This window comes from Halomonas sp. McH1-25 (assembly GCF_022348165.1).
Classification (GTDB): domain Bacteria; phylum Pseudomonadota; class Gammaproteobacteria; order Pseudomonadales; family Halomonadaceae; genus Modicisalibacter.
This window is the reverse complement of sequence record NZ_JAKRFI010000011.1, coordinates 1-16,468: the sequence shown is the minus strand read 5'-3', so window position 1 is coordinate 16,468 and position 16,468 is coordinate 1. Positions and strand designations below refer to the sequence as shown.

At 53.6% G+C, this 16,468-nt stretch carries 7 protein-coding genes and 1 pseudogene; 5 read left to right on the top strand and 3 right to left on the bottom strand.

All coding sequences use genetic code 11. From position 1 onward, the window contains the following. Positions 1-1,481: 1,481 nt before the first annotated feature. A pseudogene (locus MHM84_RS20105) lies at positions 1,482-2,437 on the bottom strand (IS481 family transposase). Positions 2,438-4,556: 2,119 nt separating this feature from the next. Between MHM84_RS20105 and MHM84_RS20100 the strand changes: the two are divergent. The 3 genes from MHM84_RS20100 to MHM84_RS20090 all read left to right on the top strand — a co-directional run bounded on the left by MHM84_RS20100 (position 4,557) and on the right by MHM84_RS20090 (position 8,510). Beyond that, the gene (locus MHM84_RS20100; RefSeq protein ID WP_239268633.1) at positions 4,557-5,810 is read left to right on the top strand and encodes a hypothetical protein; all 1,254 of its coding nucleotides are present in this window, start codon (positions 4,557-4,559) and stop codon (positions 5,808-5,810) included. A gap of 1,636 nt (positions 5,811-7,446) precedes the next feature. Beyond that, positions 7,447-7,869 (top strand): hypothetical protein, encoded by a 423-nt coding sequence (locus MHM84_RS20095; RefSeq protein WP_239268631.1) that lies wholly within the window; start codon positions 7,447-7,449, stop codon positions 7,867-7,869. Between the two features lie 335 nt (positions 7,870-8,204). Then, entirely contained in the window at positions 8,205-8,510 is a 306-nt protein-coding gene (locus tag MHM84_RS20090) for a HigA family addiction module antitoxin (protein ID WP_239268628.1), read from the top strand. 113 nt (positions 8,511-8,623) lie between these two features. Here MHM84_RS20090 and yegD read toward each other — a convergent pair whose 3' ends face one another. Continuing rightward, on the bottom strand, positions 8,624-10,177 hold the full coding sequence (yegD, locus tag MHM84_RS20085) for a molecular chaperone (protein WP_239268626.1): 1,554 nt from the start codon (positions 10,175-10,177) through the stop codon (positions 8,624-8,626). A gap of 2,408 nt (positions 10,178-12,585) precedes the next feature. Continuing rightward, the gene (locus MHM84_RS20080) at positions 12,586-12,810 is read right to left on the bottom strand and encodes a hypothetical protein (protein ID WP_239268624.1); all 225 of its coding nucleotides are present in this window, start codon (positions 12,808-12,810) and stop codon (positions 12,586-12,588) included. A gap of 682 nt (positions 12,811-13,492) precedes the next feature. Here MHM84_RS20080 and MHM84_RS20075 point away from each other — a divergent pair. Both MHM84_RS20075 and MHM84_RS20070 read left to right on the top strand, forming a co-directional pair. Then, on the top strand, positions 13,493-14,008 hold the full coding sequence (locus MHM84_RS20075; RefSeq protein WP_239268622.1) for an antitoxin Xre/MbcA/ParS toxin-binding domain-containing protein: 516 nt from the start codon (positions 13,493-13,495) through the stop codon (positions 14,006-14,008). Between the two features lie 375 nt (positions 14,009-14,383). Next, positions 14,384-15,463 (top strand): endonuclease/exonuclease/phosphatase family protein, encoded by a 1,080-nt coding sequence (locus MHM84_RS20070; protein WP_239268620.1) that lies wholly within the window; start codon positions 14,384-14,386, stop codon positions 15,461-15,463. The last annotated feature ends 1,005 nt before the right edge of the window (positions 15,464-16,468 follow it).

The window sequence follows — 16,468 nt, the reverse complement described above, 5'->3', positions numbered from 1 at the left end:
AGAACGTCACCAAGGAGTCCATTCAAGGCCGACACTGAGTGGGGCTGTGCTAAACACTATCGCAGATGCACTTCTCGGCGATGACGAGACAGCCTAGCAAGGTACGGCGGCTGATGGGCTTCTCGTTGAGCTGGTTCGCCATGGCGCTGCACAAAGCGATATTGCCCGAATCTCACCGTTACGCTCCGTAGTCCAGCTTAGCCTCCTGCATGCTTCGCGGTATTTTCTCATGCTCTCGCAGCTTACGGCGTCGGCGAGAACTGTCTTGCCTGCCTTGAGAATATTCTCCGCTGCGTTCATGTCCCGGTCGTGACTGGCACCGCAGGCTGGGCAGTCCCATTGACAACTGATAGCGGCATGATGTCCGAGGAGTGACCGCAGGCGTGGCACCGCTTGCTTGACAGGTAGAGTCTGTCGAGCTGGACAAAAGAATGCCTGTACCACTGCGCTTTGTATGCTGGTATCTCCGTGAACTGATGCCAGCCCACATTGCTGATGGCTTTCGCCAGCGAGCGGTTCTTGAGCAGGTTTTCTAATTGAAGACTCTCCGCAGCGACGACTTGGTTCTCGTGAATGAGCTGCTTGGTCAGCTTGTGGATAAATCCAGACGCTGGTCGGCGCTCTTGGCATGTACGCACGCGACTTTCCGCTTGGCCCTGGCTCGATTGACGCTTTGCTGCTGCTGGAGATAACCTCATGAGTCAGCCCCAGGTCGATACCTCCTCCTTGCTTGTTGAACGGCAATGCCGCCACATCTTCCATCAGCAAGATAAGGAAACGCGATAGCGATCTGCGCTGATCTTGCTCACTGTGACACTGGAGGACATGCTGGGGAAGCTACAACTCCAGTGAATATTTAGTGGTTCATTGTGCTTGGCTAGCTTGATTTTTCCACTGTGATACGAAAAGCCATTGGTTGTGTAGCGAACCGATGAGCATGCTTCTTGTTAAAGTCGGATACCTGGCTTGACCCTGAATGAATTTTTTAAAGGCAGTATCTAGGTTCTGAAGCGATTGCTGCAAGCAGAAGTTCGACACCTCCTGAAACCTCAGTGCCTCCGGTTGTTTTTAGCTGCTTCGAGGTGTCGTTGTACCCGACTCACTGTTCCTTCTCGTACTAGGCATTGGTACGCACTTCAAGGAAGTGATCGTAACAAAGCCGAGCGCCCTGACAAGCTGGTAGGGCTGCGCAGTCTTCGGGTCGTGGTGATGCTTTCAGGCCAAGCTGTTGCTTCATCATGATGGGGCGGAGCACTCAAATTAGTGCTGTACGAATAGCCATATTAAGCATCGACAATGACTCATGCAAGTGAACCTTTGGCTCACCCCTCATTCCCTGCACACTTTGGTTGGTGTGGGTATCCTGCGTTACCAAGATGGATGACATTGGCACTGCCGAAGTGTTTGCCTGATAAGGCCTTCGATGATGATTCTTCGTGGTAAGTGCGTAGTGATACCTCCGATTACTACCTCGTTAGCTGCTAAGTGTTTGGTCCCACAAAGTAATGGTTCGGGTCGTCATAAAATCTCTCGGGCTCTTTCTGCCATTGCTCAAGGATAAATCCTATCGGTGTTTTGCCCTTGAGCGCCCTGAGTGGCCGGGCACTGTTATAGGCCCATAGGTAATCATCCAGATGGGACTGGAGCTGATCCAGCGAGGTGTAATGGAACGCCCGGGTCGTTGCCTCCTTGATGGTGCGGTTCATTCGTTCCACCTGTCCGTTGGTCCAGGGGTGGAAGGGCTTCGTCAGGCGATGCTCAATGCCGTGACGGTAACAGACGACATCGAAGATATGCGGCTTGTAGGCTTCTGTCCCGGCCTTCTTCGCGAACTGTACCCCGTTATCCGTCAACACCGTATGGGCGCGGTAAGGCAGGGCCTGCAGTGTGTCTTCGAGGAAGTCAGCAGCGATCTGCCTCGTCATCTTCCGGTATAGCTGCGCATGGACGAACTTGGAGGTCCGATCCACAGCGACAAACAGGTAGGCCTTGCCCTCGCCGGTACGGATTTCGCTGATATCGATGTGCAGGTAGCCCATCGGGTAACGCTTGAACGGTTTCTTCTCACGCTTCTGGTCGCCAGCCCTGGGTAGCTGACTGATGCCGTGCCGCTGATAAAGGCGGTGTAGGCTCGATCGGGTAAGCGAAGGGATCTCTCGCTGAAGCGCATGAAGGCAGTCATCGAGAGGCAGCAGGGTCTTTTGCCGGAAGGTAACAGCTGCGCTGCGGCTTCCTCAATGGGCGTCAGCGACGTGGAGCGAGCCGCCTTGGGGCCCATGCGGGTATCCTCGACGCTATCCCGACTGCGCCACTTGCGCACAGTTTTTGGATTGATGCCGTAGCGCCGGCTCAACGTCGCGACCGAATCTGTCGATCGCTGTATTTCTGCTCGGATGGCGTGCGTGGTCGTGGTGCGTTGATGAAGAATCTGAGCCATGGATCATCCTCCGACAATGGCTGGTAGGATAGACCATTACTCTTCGGGACCACACAGCTAGGTACTCTCTGCACAAGAATTAAAGAAAAGAATAAAAGGATGAAAGAACAAAAGGAGAGGAGGAGGAAACCGCGTAGTAGAGCCTGTTCTGGCCAATATATGTGACTGAAACCTTCTTGCTATGGTGACGTTTACCTACTAGCTGACGTGCTGGTTACCTCTAAGTGAGTGTGTCAGATTCCTCCTAGTATGTCTTACTAAGGACAGATGCGTGACGAATACCTAGGAGATTGACGTCAAAAACCTCTGAGTAGTTTGGCTTCGGTGCGTCGGATACCTCTTAGCTAGACGAACTTGGTGACATATACCTCTTAGCTAGAGTCTCTTTACAAACATGCTAGAAGCGGCAAAACGTTCATAAAACTTAGAAAACGATGGATACCTACTAGCTGATGCGCCGAATTCCTCCTAGCTAGGAGGCAAGGTAAAGACCCGATCACTTCCAACTGAAACACCTCAGCCAGTAAGAGGGAGTTGCCACTGATCCTGCTACAGGGAAACCGGAGGCAGCCCCAGCTAAGAGGAATCCGTCGCCGCATCCATGGAGAGGCCTAGAGGATTTTACGAAACTCGTGGCAATTTACAGGCTACCCAACGCGGCTAAGAGGAATTCGTCACCGTAAGCCAGGAGAGGCCAGCCCACACAGGCAATCCAACCAGCACAGCTAGGAGGATTTGTCACCGTAGGCCAGGAGAGGCCAGCCCACACACGGCCATCCAACCAGCACAATTAGGAGGAATTCGTCACCGTAGGCCAGGATAGGCCGGCCCACACAGGGGCATCCAACCAGCACAACTAGGAGGAATTCGTCACCGTAGGCCAGGAGAGGCCGGCCCACATAGGCCATCCAGCCAGCACAACTAGGAGGAATCCGTCACCGTAGGCCAGGAGAGGCCGGCCCACATAGGTCATCCAGCCAGGACAACTAGGAGGAATTTGTCACCGTAGGCTAGGAGAGGCCGGCCCACACAGGCCATCCAACCAGCACAACTAGGAGGAATCCGTCACCGTAGGCCAGGGGAGACCGGCCCACACAGGCCATCCAACCAACCCAGCTAGGAGGAATTCGTCACCGTAGGCCAGGAGAGGCCGGCCTACACAGGCCATCCAACCAGCACAGCTAAGAGGAATTCGTCACCGAAGGCCAAGAGAGACCGGCCCACACAGGCCATCCAACCAGCACAGCTAGGAGGAATCTGTCACCGAAGGCCAAGAGAGGCCAGCCTACATAGCCCATTCAATCACCCCAGCTACGAGAAATCCGTCACCGTAGGCCAGGGCAGGCCAGCCTACACAGGCCATTCCAACCAGTACAGCTAGGAGGAATCCGTCACCGTAGGCCAGGGGAGGCCGGCCCACACAGGCCATCCAACCAGCACAGTTCGGAGGAATTTATCAACGTAGGCCAGGGGGCGGCCCACATAGGCCACTCAATCACCCCAGCTAAGAGGAATTTGTCACCGTAGCTAGGAGAAATCAGCCTACACAGGCCATTCCAACCAGTACAGCTAGGAGGAATCCGTCACCGTAGGCCAGGAGAAGCCAGCCTATACAGGCTATTCAACCAGCATAGCTAGGAGGAATTTGTCGCCGTAGGCTAGAAGAGCTCGGCTATACAGACTATCGCCGATAAAGCTAGAAGGAATCTGTCACCGAAGGCCAAGAGAGGCCAGCATACACAGGCCATCCAACCCGTAAAGCTAGGAGGAATCTGTCACCGAAGGCCAAGAGAGGCCAGCATACACAGGCCATCCAACCAGTAGCTAGAAGGAATCCATCACCGTAGTCTAACAGAACTCGCCATAGGGACTCTTCGGTAAGTCAGCCAAAGCTCTACGCTGTGAGCAAGCCGTTCGATAGGGTCTGAGAGGCTACTGCTTTAAAAGCTAGCCAATACTGGTACATAGTCTCCTTGGCCAGGAGCTGGCCTTGTCGTACGATCATTGGCTTTTGCCACATGATTACAGTGACATTAAAAAATGTAAGATGCGACGGATTCCTCCTAGCCGAAGGGGGCCGCACTCACTTATCCTCGTCGATGAACCGGAGGAGGCCTCTATGGGAAACCGTACTGAGAATGTCGATTTAGCTGAACTGCAGAAGCGCCGCCAGAAGACGCTGGAGCGACTCGAAGGTAGACCTGTAGAGAAAGCCAAGCCAAACAGTAATAACCGTCCCGTGATTCCAAAGGGAGGGGTGGGCCAACTGAATTTAGGCTTGCTAGATCCCCGCAATCCACAGGAAGAATATTTCGCGGATGGTTATTCCGATCTGCAAGATTTTCAGGGTGTAATCGCTAATAAGGTTACAGATAGGGAAAAACTATCTAGCCTATTTACAGCTTGGGAAAATATCCCCAAATATAATGGGAGCGCCTTAGCTGGTGTTTCTTCAGGCGTTTCAGAGCCGCTTGACATCGTTACCCATAAGTTCATTCACGATGGTGATGAATATGAAATGGTCCTTACCCCGGCACAGCTTCAAAAAAAGGTAAAAGGGAAGCTAGTAAACCAATTTCATTACCCTGGCCTGACGGAAGAATTCGTTGAATTAGTCCTTGTTCAGATGTCGATGGAAGAGGCCAAACTATTCGACGATCCGAACTTGAACTCAGGGAGAGCCTATGGGGTTTCTTTCTCGCTCTCTGGGTTAAAAAATGCAATGAGCGCACAGAAAAAAACAAGAAGCTATACTGAGCTAGTGCAAGCACTTAATATCCTTCATAAGTCTAACCTTGAGTTACGCGTTAATGGGGTTAAGTCAGCCTCTGCACCTATTCTTCCTGAGCTTTACTCATATGCAGAGCGAGGTTACAAAAAAACAGACCCTTCTGCACGCTGGGCTGCCAGGTTTCATCCATTAATTTCTATGGCTATCAGCAGTAGGAACTATCGTCAATATAATATTGAACGCCTGATGTGCACAAATAGTAAGGCTGCTTTGAATTTAAGCAAAATGGTGTTGACTCAAGCCAGGAACCTTTCTGAGGAGCATCCTTACCGCATAACGTACCAAGATTTCGTTCGCCATTGTGGGGAGCTTAACTACAGCCGTAGAAGTGATGGAATAAGAAAGTTTATAAATGTTGCTAAAGCTCTTAAAACACATGGTACTCTGTCACGCATAGAAGAAAGAAAAATTCGTGGCTGGCGCAATCGTGTCGAAGATATTGAGCTTTCTTTATATGGAAGTAGAGAACTAATTCAGGAAATCAAGGCTGGCCACGTTAAGGAGCGCCTGGTTATGGAGCGCTATGAGGCTGAGAAAAAACGTCTAGAGAGCCAAGAGCGATCCAAAGCTAAAAAGTGGTGAGGGCGGAGGGAACTTGGGTCTTTCTATATAACTCTGACAGCACGATATCGGTTTCCGACATGCTGAATAAATTCATCAGTCTAGCGTGCAAATACACCAGCATAGTTGGTGTCCTTAGACCACTAAGTACAGTCTCCCGCCCAGACTGAGGGAATAGCTTGGTATCCCTGTATTTGGGTTTGGTATTTTACCAAGTTAACATTCAAATTCATGACCTGCTCATCCTACCGACAGTGCCAAACCAATATCAAGTGCTAACCCAGTGCCATTTCAGTACCAGTTTCCGATCCAATTCCAATCTAGTTCCGATCCAGTTCTAATGCAGTGCCGACTCATGGCAGTTCAGCACGTTAATGACCCGCTCTGGTAGCCTGCAGCTGACAGCCAATTTGGGCATGTTAATCTGGCTATCTCCCCTTCTGCTAGGTATTCCATTCACTTGCATTAGGCTTAACCTTTACTTAGCCATGTCAGAGATAACTCAGGGAAGTGCCAGGGAATCCCTAGGTAAGTGTCAGTGAAGCCTTAGGGAAGTGCCAGGTAGGCCTTATAGCAGTGTAAAGGGGAGCGGGAAAGCTTGGACAGCGCCAGGGAAGCCTTAGGGAAGCCTTATCCACCTCGTTAAGCATGCCTATGATGCCTTTCCCCGACACACAGGCTGCTGACTAAGCCTCACAAGAGCCATTCCAGAGCAGATCATTCACCGATATGGCTCCATTTCTGAATGCCAACGTCGCTCACCCTGCGACCAGATCCAATCCTGCTGCAGCGCTGTAGTTTGCTCTTTAGCACGCCTTAGCTCATCCCGCACATAGCTCCCCCGTAGAGCTCACCCTATTCTGTATCAGGGATGACCTCGAGTGGGGATGAGCTCCATTGAGAATGACCTTTCCAATGAGGTACCCATCCCGAGGATCGCATCGCTTGTGTAGGGGTGAACCCAGCACATCTAGGACACACCCATGGCATCACGACGCGACGGCTTCCAGTTTCTACGGTTCCAGGGATACCCCCGCGGCCCCCGGCACAAGCGCGGCACACTCAGCGCCATTCTGGCGGAGGGCTTGCGTATGCCTGGGCACATCTCACATTTACCCGGATCGCCCCACATTGAGGTTTACCGCGTCGACTCTCCTATATCAGAGGCTGCCAAGCTCGGCGATTGGATTAATGAGCAAATGTCTGAAGCTCGAAACCAAGTTGAGGGCGCAAGGGGTGGCAGTAAATATACTCGAGCAGTTGCCTCTAACTCTTTAGCTATCGGAGCTTGTATTATCAGTCACCCCGAAACCATGGAGGAATATTCAGCTGAAAGGTTCAAGGTTTTTTCCGAGGAGACGACCCAGTGAGTAAAGGATTTCCTGCTGCCACATGAAATGATGCTGCATTTCCGGCTGCATCATTTGGACGAAAAACACCTGCACCTGCATTTATGGTTCACCCCTTTCGATAACGATAGGAGGATACGCAACTGGAATTTGGCTGATGTTTGTTCAGCGAGGAAGTCTTTTTATCATGGCCTGCAGAAAAGGTTCTTCGCTGACGTGGGATCCCGTTATTACACGGATCGAGCAAAGCCCTTTAACGATAGGAAGCCTCGTAGATCACGGTTATTGCCGTACAGGAGAAGGATTCTTTGGAAAACAGAACATCATACGATACGCAGGAAGTAAACTTATCGGATATTGCTGTAATCAAAACTGAAATACAAAGAGAATATAAAGAATATATCGAAAGCCTTAAGAAAGAATACCAGGAGCGGGAAATACGATTGGAAATGCGATTCTCGAAGGAGAGGGAAGAGTTTATAGAAGAGCGGTTGATACTTTGGGGGCGCCTTCTTGATTCGGCGAACGATAATTTTAATCAGATAATATATCTAGAAAAGCAATGGATTCAATTGCTGGTTGTTGATGGCCTAGAGGAATTGGTTTCGCTAGAGCAGCTAGATAGCCTGCTAGGAATGGTAAAAAATCAAGAGGGAGAATACAGCCAATTTATCAAGAATTTTGAGAATTCAGCCAGTACTGGGGCGGGCTGGAGCAGCATGGAACCATAGCAGTACAATACGAGTAATGAGGGAAGATTTCTATTATGTATTTCAAAGGAGTAATATAGACAATATACTGTATTATTAATGCGTCGCAAACGGGGCAGGCCAGGCCGCCATGCCAAACATCATTATATCCGCTCTATTGTGTAAGCTGAACATCATGGAAGCCGCCATCAGTGGGCAGTCCTGATAACCTCGCTTGCTAATCGCTTTAAGTACTTGAGCGGCAACCACCAAACAAGTGTTCGACTCGTATGAATAGGCAGCATCGGTTAAACTTGGCTAAATGGCGAGAGGTTACTCAATCTTCTCTTGGGTTCAAATACTTACAGGTGATTGTTATGGTTCAAACCCAGCGCAAGGCTTCCACAGTAGGCGATATCCTGACCCACGAATTCCTTGAGCCGCTCGACCTCACTCAAACCCGGCTCGCTGAAAAAATGGGCGTGAAGCCACGGCTGGTAAACGAGATCTGCCGGGGTAGGCGCGCCGTCACTGCAGATACCGCCATCATGCTGGGGCGCGTGTTTGGGAACACAGCCCAGTTCTGGCTAAACCTTCAGCAGAAGCACGAAATTTGGGAAGCCACCCACGACGCCAAGAGGTTAGAGCGCATTCAGAAGGCACAGCCGCTTGAAATAGCATGAACGGCTTCGCAACGCCGGCGTCGGCGTCAAGCGATCCTCGAGTCCAGGTTGCTGTTATGCACAGAACCTGGCCTTTTCTTTGTCCTGATGCGTTTGATCCAAGCCGGCTGCCATCAGGCCCCTACGGGAGTTGGCCGATAGATCGCTTCGGAGTGCACGGCCAGACCGGATACGACGCCGGAGAAGAGATTGCCCGAGATGATCTCCGTGTCCTTGCCCAGGGCAGTCTGCAGTGATCGGCGAATGATCGGTGACTTGGCGGTTCCCCCTGTGACGTAGACCAGGGAGGGCTGGGTGCCGGCCTGAAGCACAGCCTCGTGCGCCAGCCTGGAGAAGGTAGCCAACTGGCGCTCGATAGCGGCTTCATAGGCCTCACGGTACGTCTCGATCGAGAAGCCAGGCGAGATGTAAGACAGTTTCACGACATGAGCTTCCGCTTCCGACAAGGCAATCTTGGCTTCCTCGGCACTCAAGCTGAGCCACAGCATCGCCTTGCTTTGCTGAAGCGCCAGCAGCTTGCTCAGCTTCCCTGGCTCGGCCGCGCGGGAATGGATATAGCGAAGGTCCGCACGGAGGAAGGCATCCTGGGCGGGCAGGTCGTTGACGGCGCAGGCATCCCAAAAGAGGTGGTTAGCCACAGGCAGTCCGCTGCGATCGGAGGTGCCTTTGCCGAAGGCAGGCATGAATCCATCGAAGGCCAACTGGATATCGAGGTCCAGCCCACCGATACGATCGCCGGTATGCGCCAGCACGACACGCGACCGACCATTGGTCTGACGGTAGCTGGGGCCTAGCTTCAATACCGTGCAGTCGGTCGTGCCACCCCCAAGGTCAACGACAAGGACCGTGTGATCCTCGAGCAGGGTCCTCTCGAAGTCGATGGCGGCAGCCACGGGTTCCAGCATGAATTCCACATCCTTGTAGCCGGCTTTCTTCGCCGCGGCTTCAAGAATCCCTACGGCCTGGCGATTACCCTCTTCGCCGCGTTTCCCATGAAAGTTGACGGGACGCCCGATCACCACCGACTCGATCGGCTCTTGGGTGTGCTGTTCTGCCGTTGTCCGGATATGCCCGAGCATACGGGAGCAGACCTCCTTGAAGACCTCAAGGCGCGCGTGCGGGAGCCTCGCGCCGAGAAATGACTTGGGCGACTTGATATAGAAACCGTCGTCACTCTGCACCAGGCTCTGCTCGGTGGCCTCCGTACCATAGGTCGTTTCGTCGCCGGCAGACAGCGCTTTGGCCATGCCCTGCTGCGCGTAGGTTTCCCCGGCTTGCGCCAGCAGCTCGCGTTGCATGACCGTGCGTATCCGTGACTCGATCTCGGTATCTGTCATGATCCGCGTCGTCATGAACTCCTTCCACGACGTCGGCTTGTGCTGCTTGTTGCTGTCGTCATCGCCATAGCGCCGCATCCAGCGCGCGTATTCTTCCTTGGCCTGCGCCACGGCGGTGGTTTGCTCAACCTTGGCCCGACCGATGCGCCTAGCCAGCATTTCTAAGTTGCGCGGGTCCTCGATGCTCTGGGCCGCGACGGCAGCCTTCAGAACGTAGAGCGCCGAGGGCATTTCGGCCGTTTGGCCAGTGAGGGGGAGCGGCTGGACCTCTCCGTCACGTGACGTACTGATGAGGCAGTTGGATGTGCCGAAGTCGATACCTGCGTGCATTCGAGATCCTTGTTTAACTCCTGGTTGCCATGCGCCATTTTGCGCATAAAACGGCTCGCTCAGAAGAACGAAAAAATGCATTACCCGTTTCTGAGAAGGCGGCGTTTATCTGGGGTAAGCCATCACGAATCGGAGTTTCCCCATGAGCCATTCCACGCGCCAGCCGGCCAACCAACAGTCTCGGCTCGAAGCGGATCGCAAGGCGCTCTAGTACAGCCCAGAGATGATGCTGGCAATCGACTACGGAGGGGCTATGTGGCTGAATCTTCCGCCCATGCGTGATCGTTGGGGAACCTGATGATCCGGCTCTCGCGGCCCAAGATAACGGTAGGCACAGAGATCTAGTCCTTGTCCGTCTACTTGTTCTCCTGAAAAATCCCCAGGCGCTCGCATTCACTTTGTGTCCATCTCTTGCGGTGAGCGCAACGAGCAATGTAGGCACGCTTCATCCCTAACTGCGTCGCCCGGTCGCGCCAGAGAGCCTCCGCATGGGACAACATCTGTAACTGCGGGAACAACAAAGAGCGAACGGACACAAGGGAACGTCGTTTCTTTGCCTGCCGGTTCATAAGCTCATGGATTTCACCCAGATCAAAGATGGCCCTAGGCGCAGCCGATTAACTGCGCTCGCGCCACGCGAGCAATAGCTCCTCTTCGATGACCATGATCTTATTGGCACGAGCAACGGGCAGGCGAATCCCCACCTCGCGCCATTCATCCATGTCTTCAGGATCAGCACAGCGGAAGAACGGGGAAAACTCACATCCATGGATAGGCTCCGTGCAGGACAGTGCCTACCCAAGGCCTCCTCGAAATACAGGTTTTGTGCAAAAAGGCGATTCTATAGGTATAGGTGCTTCCTAAGTGATTGATTCTTCGTAAAACAAACCTATAGAATTATCCGTAAATACAGCCATGTAACACTTTCAGGCTTTCTGGATAATTCTATTGTTATGTAATGGCCATTAATGGCGATCGCTTCCTTTGCCCAGCTCTATGCTGGCTTTTATTTGCTTGGCGAGGAGTGCTTAAAAAAGCAAGGCCTGACAAGCCAATCTGATGCACCGCTTCGCCTGCGTGGCCGGCATCTGTTCGGGCCACCTCCCCGGAGGGAGCCGGGTATGATCTAAGGCTTTGGGCCCGGCGTAGCCAACGCCATGCTACGGAGCCGTTCATAGTGGAAAAGCAACGCGTACCCGAGGCAATAAAGGAGAGGCATGAACAGAGACGGCGACCCATATTTTAATGGCAGCCTCGAGGAGACAGAAGAGGATTGTTTCGATTGGAATAATGAGCCGCTCGACCAGCCATACAGGTTGCAGTCATTGATCGAACGGCAGCTGAGCTCGTCGATCCTGGGCCCAGGACTTGCGCTTCAGTGATAGGAGCAGCTGAGGGTAAAGGAACCGAGGATTGGCGATCAGCTACCAATAGCTAAAAAGTAGGAAGAGTTTACCGGCAATACCTGGTCGATGCCCCACTATGGAGCCTACCAACCCAAGCCGAGATTCTAGGAAGGGCCGCTGCCGAGCAAGGGCTTCACCACACCCTGTTTGCCCCGCTCATGCACAAATATCCCCACTGCTATGATGTACTGAGTGCCTTCGCCCGAGGGTATGTCGGGGTACGACTCGGAGCTTGAGCCAGTTCAGCCAGGCCTCGGCATCGACAAAGTGAGTGTTGCGCCTAACCCGCTTGAGGTCGGCCCAGGCAGCTTTCGAGGTAGCCATCCTCAGAGGGCGGCTAATGTCTCTCATATGCTCCATAAGCACGGTCACCGGACGGCCTTGTGCGGGTCAACTCGATCGTGCCATAGGGCGTTTGGTAGATGCCTTTCCGGCCGGTGGTCATCACCGTCAGCTCGTCTACAGAGATCTGCGAAGTGGCGCCATACCCTGACAGCGCGGATTTCAGGGATAAGTAGTTTATTCGCCACGGCGCATGGCGCGGGCAATGCACTCGAGCCGGTAGGGGGCGGGTGATTGCGATAGGGCAAACACATCGATGTCCCGGGAAGCTCTCACGAGCAGGCCCTGCCGGCAAAGCCGGATGAGGCCTTCCTGGAGCGTTTTGGTCTGTCCTCGAGAAACAACCTTGGCGAGATCCCGCAGCGTAAATTCGCTTCGTCCCTATTGGTCCAGGTCGTGTAGCCATTGCATGGCCGGCACATGATCCATAAGAGGACACCTAAACTATGTCTGGATAGTTTAACAGGCCACTTGTGGCGCCCCAATCTCTTCGGGTTCCATCATGAGGGACTTAGGGGCGGCCCGAACGATGGCCACCGTTGCATGATAGAGCTGTTAAGATACTTCTATGGACCGGGTCGGAGCCGGGTAGGGCAGCAAGGAAATAACTAGCCAGGCAAAAGAAAGCCCAGCTGAGCTGGGCTTGTTCGATGCGTTGGGTCAGCTTCGCTTGAGCAGCTCTTCACGCTGGCGGCTAATAAATTGACGAGCTTCTTCATCGGAGCGCCTCGCCGCGGCAAAGAACGCCTTGGCAGATGCGCGCTTCACGCGGCCATGCTCATCCAACTGCACATCTTCAGCGCTACGGTGAACGGTTGCCGTCATTGAGGAGCTGGAAGTGCCCACAATGGTGGCTTCACCCGGGTACATACGGATCTTATTCATGGCTGCCTCCTGGATAGCGTTAAGGCCAGCGACATGTTGCGAAAACGGCAGTCCGCTTTCGAGGTCGAGCACAGTCCACTACCAGCATAGCCGATACAGCAATGCAAGGAACGGGGTAAGCTCATACGTGAACATCGCCATTATTTCCCGATCACTAATTATACCTCTTGCATCATAAGGTAGTAAAAGCACCGTATTATCAACAGGCGTGTGGTCCGGATAGTCCAAGAATGGAGAGATATATAGGTAGAGATCACTAAGGGAATCAATTAGATGCTGAATGCTTGGCAGGGCCATGCTGCACAAGTTTGTCGGCGGCCTTTTTGTTGCTCCGGACCGGCAGGGACAAAGTATCAGGCGCCAGTTGATCGCTCACGCCTCTGAGCGGAAAGGTGAACTCTCGCTGGAAAAATCAGCAGGCTTTCCGTTTCTACGTAGCGCTTGGCTTTGCGGAGCTGTCGTGGCAGTTACTTAATAATGAGGACATGCCGTTTGAGAATGTGTATGTGTGGTCGATTGGCTGAGAATGGTATTCGGATTATATGGCTGGCGGGCTCCATCGAGCCCGTTTTCTTTATAAGCCAGGGAGAGGTACCACTCAGGCTAATTGGGGCAGATTCTCCCTATGCAATGACCTGTTATCCTCAAGTGAGCAAAACGTAAGGTCAAATGGAGAATTGTCATGGCCGATACGGTTGATACGGTTCCGAAGCCCGCTAAGCCCCTAACGCGGCCTAGAAGGAAGACTAGGGTCTTCCAGGTAGGTGCCCGCCAAGAAAGCGCCACCAAGCGCTTCTGGATATTTGCTGAGGACCAGTCTGAACAGACAGATGCCGTCCGGCTCACCCGGATTCAAGCTGGCCTAGAGCCGGAGGTTACCCAAATGCTCAGAGAGGCCTTTCAACTTAACCAGAAGGGCTTGGAGATCCTGTTGGGTATTTCAGGCTCGACGATTGTTCGCCGTAAGCGCAGTGGCAAGCCACTGGATGCTACAACATCTGAAAAGCTGGATCGTATCGCCGAGGTAACACATCTTGCTGATGAGGTGTTTGCTGATCGTGAAGCAGCTATCGACTGGATGCGTCGCAAGCACCCTGCACTAGGCAATGACTCGCCGATTATGCTCTGCGGTACCGAGCTTGGCGCCAACCAGGTTCGTCGCGTGCTGAATGCGCTGGAATGGGGCGGAGTTGTCTGATGATTGCGTGGAGACCTGCCGCAAAACGACGGGCATGGGATATGCCCGACATTGGAGCAGCGAAAACTGGAGGGTATTGGGTAGAAAGGATGTTGCCGTTCTATACCTGGCCTGGCCCCCTGCGATCTGCAGTCTTGAAAGATTCTTGCATGTCAATGGGGCGCCTTCCGAGCCCTTAGAAATGACGAGATTTTCGTATTCCTGGTGATCTTGCGCTCGATCGGGAGTTCACACTGGCGGAATTGCCTGGAGTCTGGAACGACTTGCCGTCAGACAAGAAAAGCTCACAGAGCTGATGAAACCGAATTCATATAGCACCATCATTACTTAATTGCGATAATTATCGTAATTATGGTAATATTTAAGGAAGCTCACATGCTCAAACGAATCGCTGCAGCCTGGCTCGTGTCTCTGGTCATGCTGCCATCGCTCTCCATGGCCGGCTTGACCGTCGGCAGCTTTAATGTGCTTCACCTCGGCTGGTCGAATGATAAGCGCTACGACCAGCTGGCGGCTGTTGCCAGTCAGTTCGATCTTGTCGCGTTCCAGGAGGTGATGTCCGTAGAAGGTCTGGAGATGCTCATCAAGCACATGGAGCGCAGCAGCGGGGAGGATTGGCGCTACATCGCCAGTCATGCGGTTGGCCGAGGAACTTACCAAGAGATGTATGCAATGGCCTGGCGGGATTCCGTCGTTGAGTACGCCGGGGGCGCCGTGGTGTACCTCGACAGCCGGGATGTGTTCTCCCGTGAGCCGCTGCTTGCCGCATTTCGAAGCAAGGCGACAGGGCAGGAGCTGGCGCTGGCCAATATCCATATTTTGTATGGTGACAGCATGCAGGACCGTGAACCCGAGATCCACGCATTGACGGGAATCTGGGACTGGATGGCCGAAGTCTATCCCGGCATGCCCCGAATGATTGCCGGCGACTTCAATGCCGAGCCGAGCGAGCCGGCCTGGGCCGCGCTGCGTCGCCGGGGCGCGGTGCCCGCCATCCAGCAGGGCGCCAGCACGCTAAGCTCTCACGATGGCAAGTACGCCAATCTCTACGACAACCTCTGGTATGAGGCGGACGCCCTCGATATCAGCGATCGGGGCATCCTTCGCTTCCCTCAACTGCTCGGCATTACCCATGAAGTCGCGCGCGATACAGTCAGCGACCATGCTCCGGTCTATGTCGGCCTCAACGGGGTAACCTTGGCTCTCGTACCCGCGCAGGCAACCAGAATCACCTCTACTCAGGTGGCGGCCAATGATCCCGTATACGAGTGCGTCGACCTCAACCGAAGCCCAAAAGAGGTGCTCGAGCGTTTGCCGCACATTGGCGAGGCACGCGCCAGCGACATCGAGGCCGGTCGCCCCTGGGTATCTGTGGATGCTCTGGATTCAATTCGCGGTATTGGACCGTCTCGGCTGGCCGATATCGTGAATAGCGGCTTGCTGTGTGGAAGCTGAGCGAGAGGCCGCTCAGCGACAGGTGAGGGACTGTTCAGGGCAGGCAGACAGACGCCTATCGGCTCTCCCTTATTGCTGATGACCTACGTATGCTTTGACCTCTGGTCGATGCCCTGCTGGCACTCGGGTTCAGCTTGGAGCGCACAGGCGTAGCCGCACCGGAGCAGGGCGATGCTCAGACTAGTGGCCCGCTGGCCGGGAAGTGACAAGCATTCTGAGCGAAGATGCCTATTTCGATCTAGGGGGTGGTCATGCCCGCCTTACGGTTTCTGGTTTCCTTGGTTGCTGGCGTTCGCGCCAGCTTGGCCCGCTACGTTTGTGGCGGGCCTCTTTTTATTCTCCGATTGAAACGGAATCGCGGGATAGCCAGGTGTGATATTTAGCGACACTTACCGAGGCCGGGTGCCCCGCCCTGTACTGTATGGACGCTACCGCTGCTGCGCTTAGAGCGGCCATGTGCTCGACTGCCTGCTGGCGGGCCATATTTGTCCCGGTGAGCGCGAGCCTCAGCAGCAGCTTTCTCTGCCAGATCCTTTGCTCGGCGCTTCTCTTGTATTCTTGCTTCGACGGCTTCCTTCACTGCTTTGTCAATCAGAGCCTTTTCATTCTTATCGAGAGCATTCTCCGACTGCCACTGTTGGGTTTCGAGGACAAGCCTCGGCGACCAGAGGTGGTTCCTTACTCCTTTCAGCAAAGTAATCAGATAAGAGATAAGCCTTTCTTCATCAGCCCTTTTTCCTTTCATTTTTTCAGGCGAGGTATCAGATGGACAAGTCTTCGCTGAAGGTTGATCGCTGCCCTTGGGTTTTTGGGGAGCTTTCTCTTAGGATCAAGCGCTCAGCCTCGGACGCCCTTGGGGCTGAGTAGAGACACGCGCTCGAGACGCTCCTGGGGGATATTCATGGGTGCCTCCCTGTTACTTTTCTTTAACATTACCAGAAAGAGAGCGTAGCCAAGTGTGCTGGAATCCGGCCGGTTCGATTCGGTCTCCCCCTCCCCCCCCCC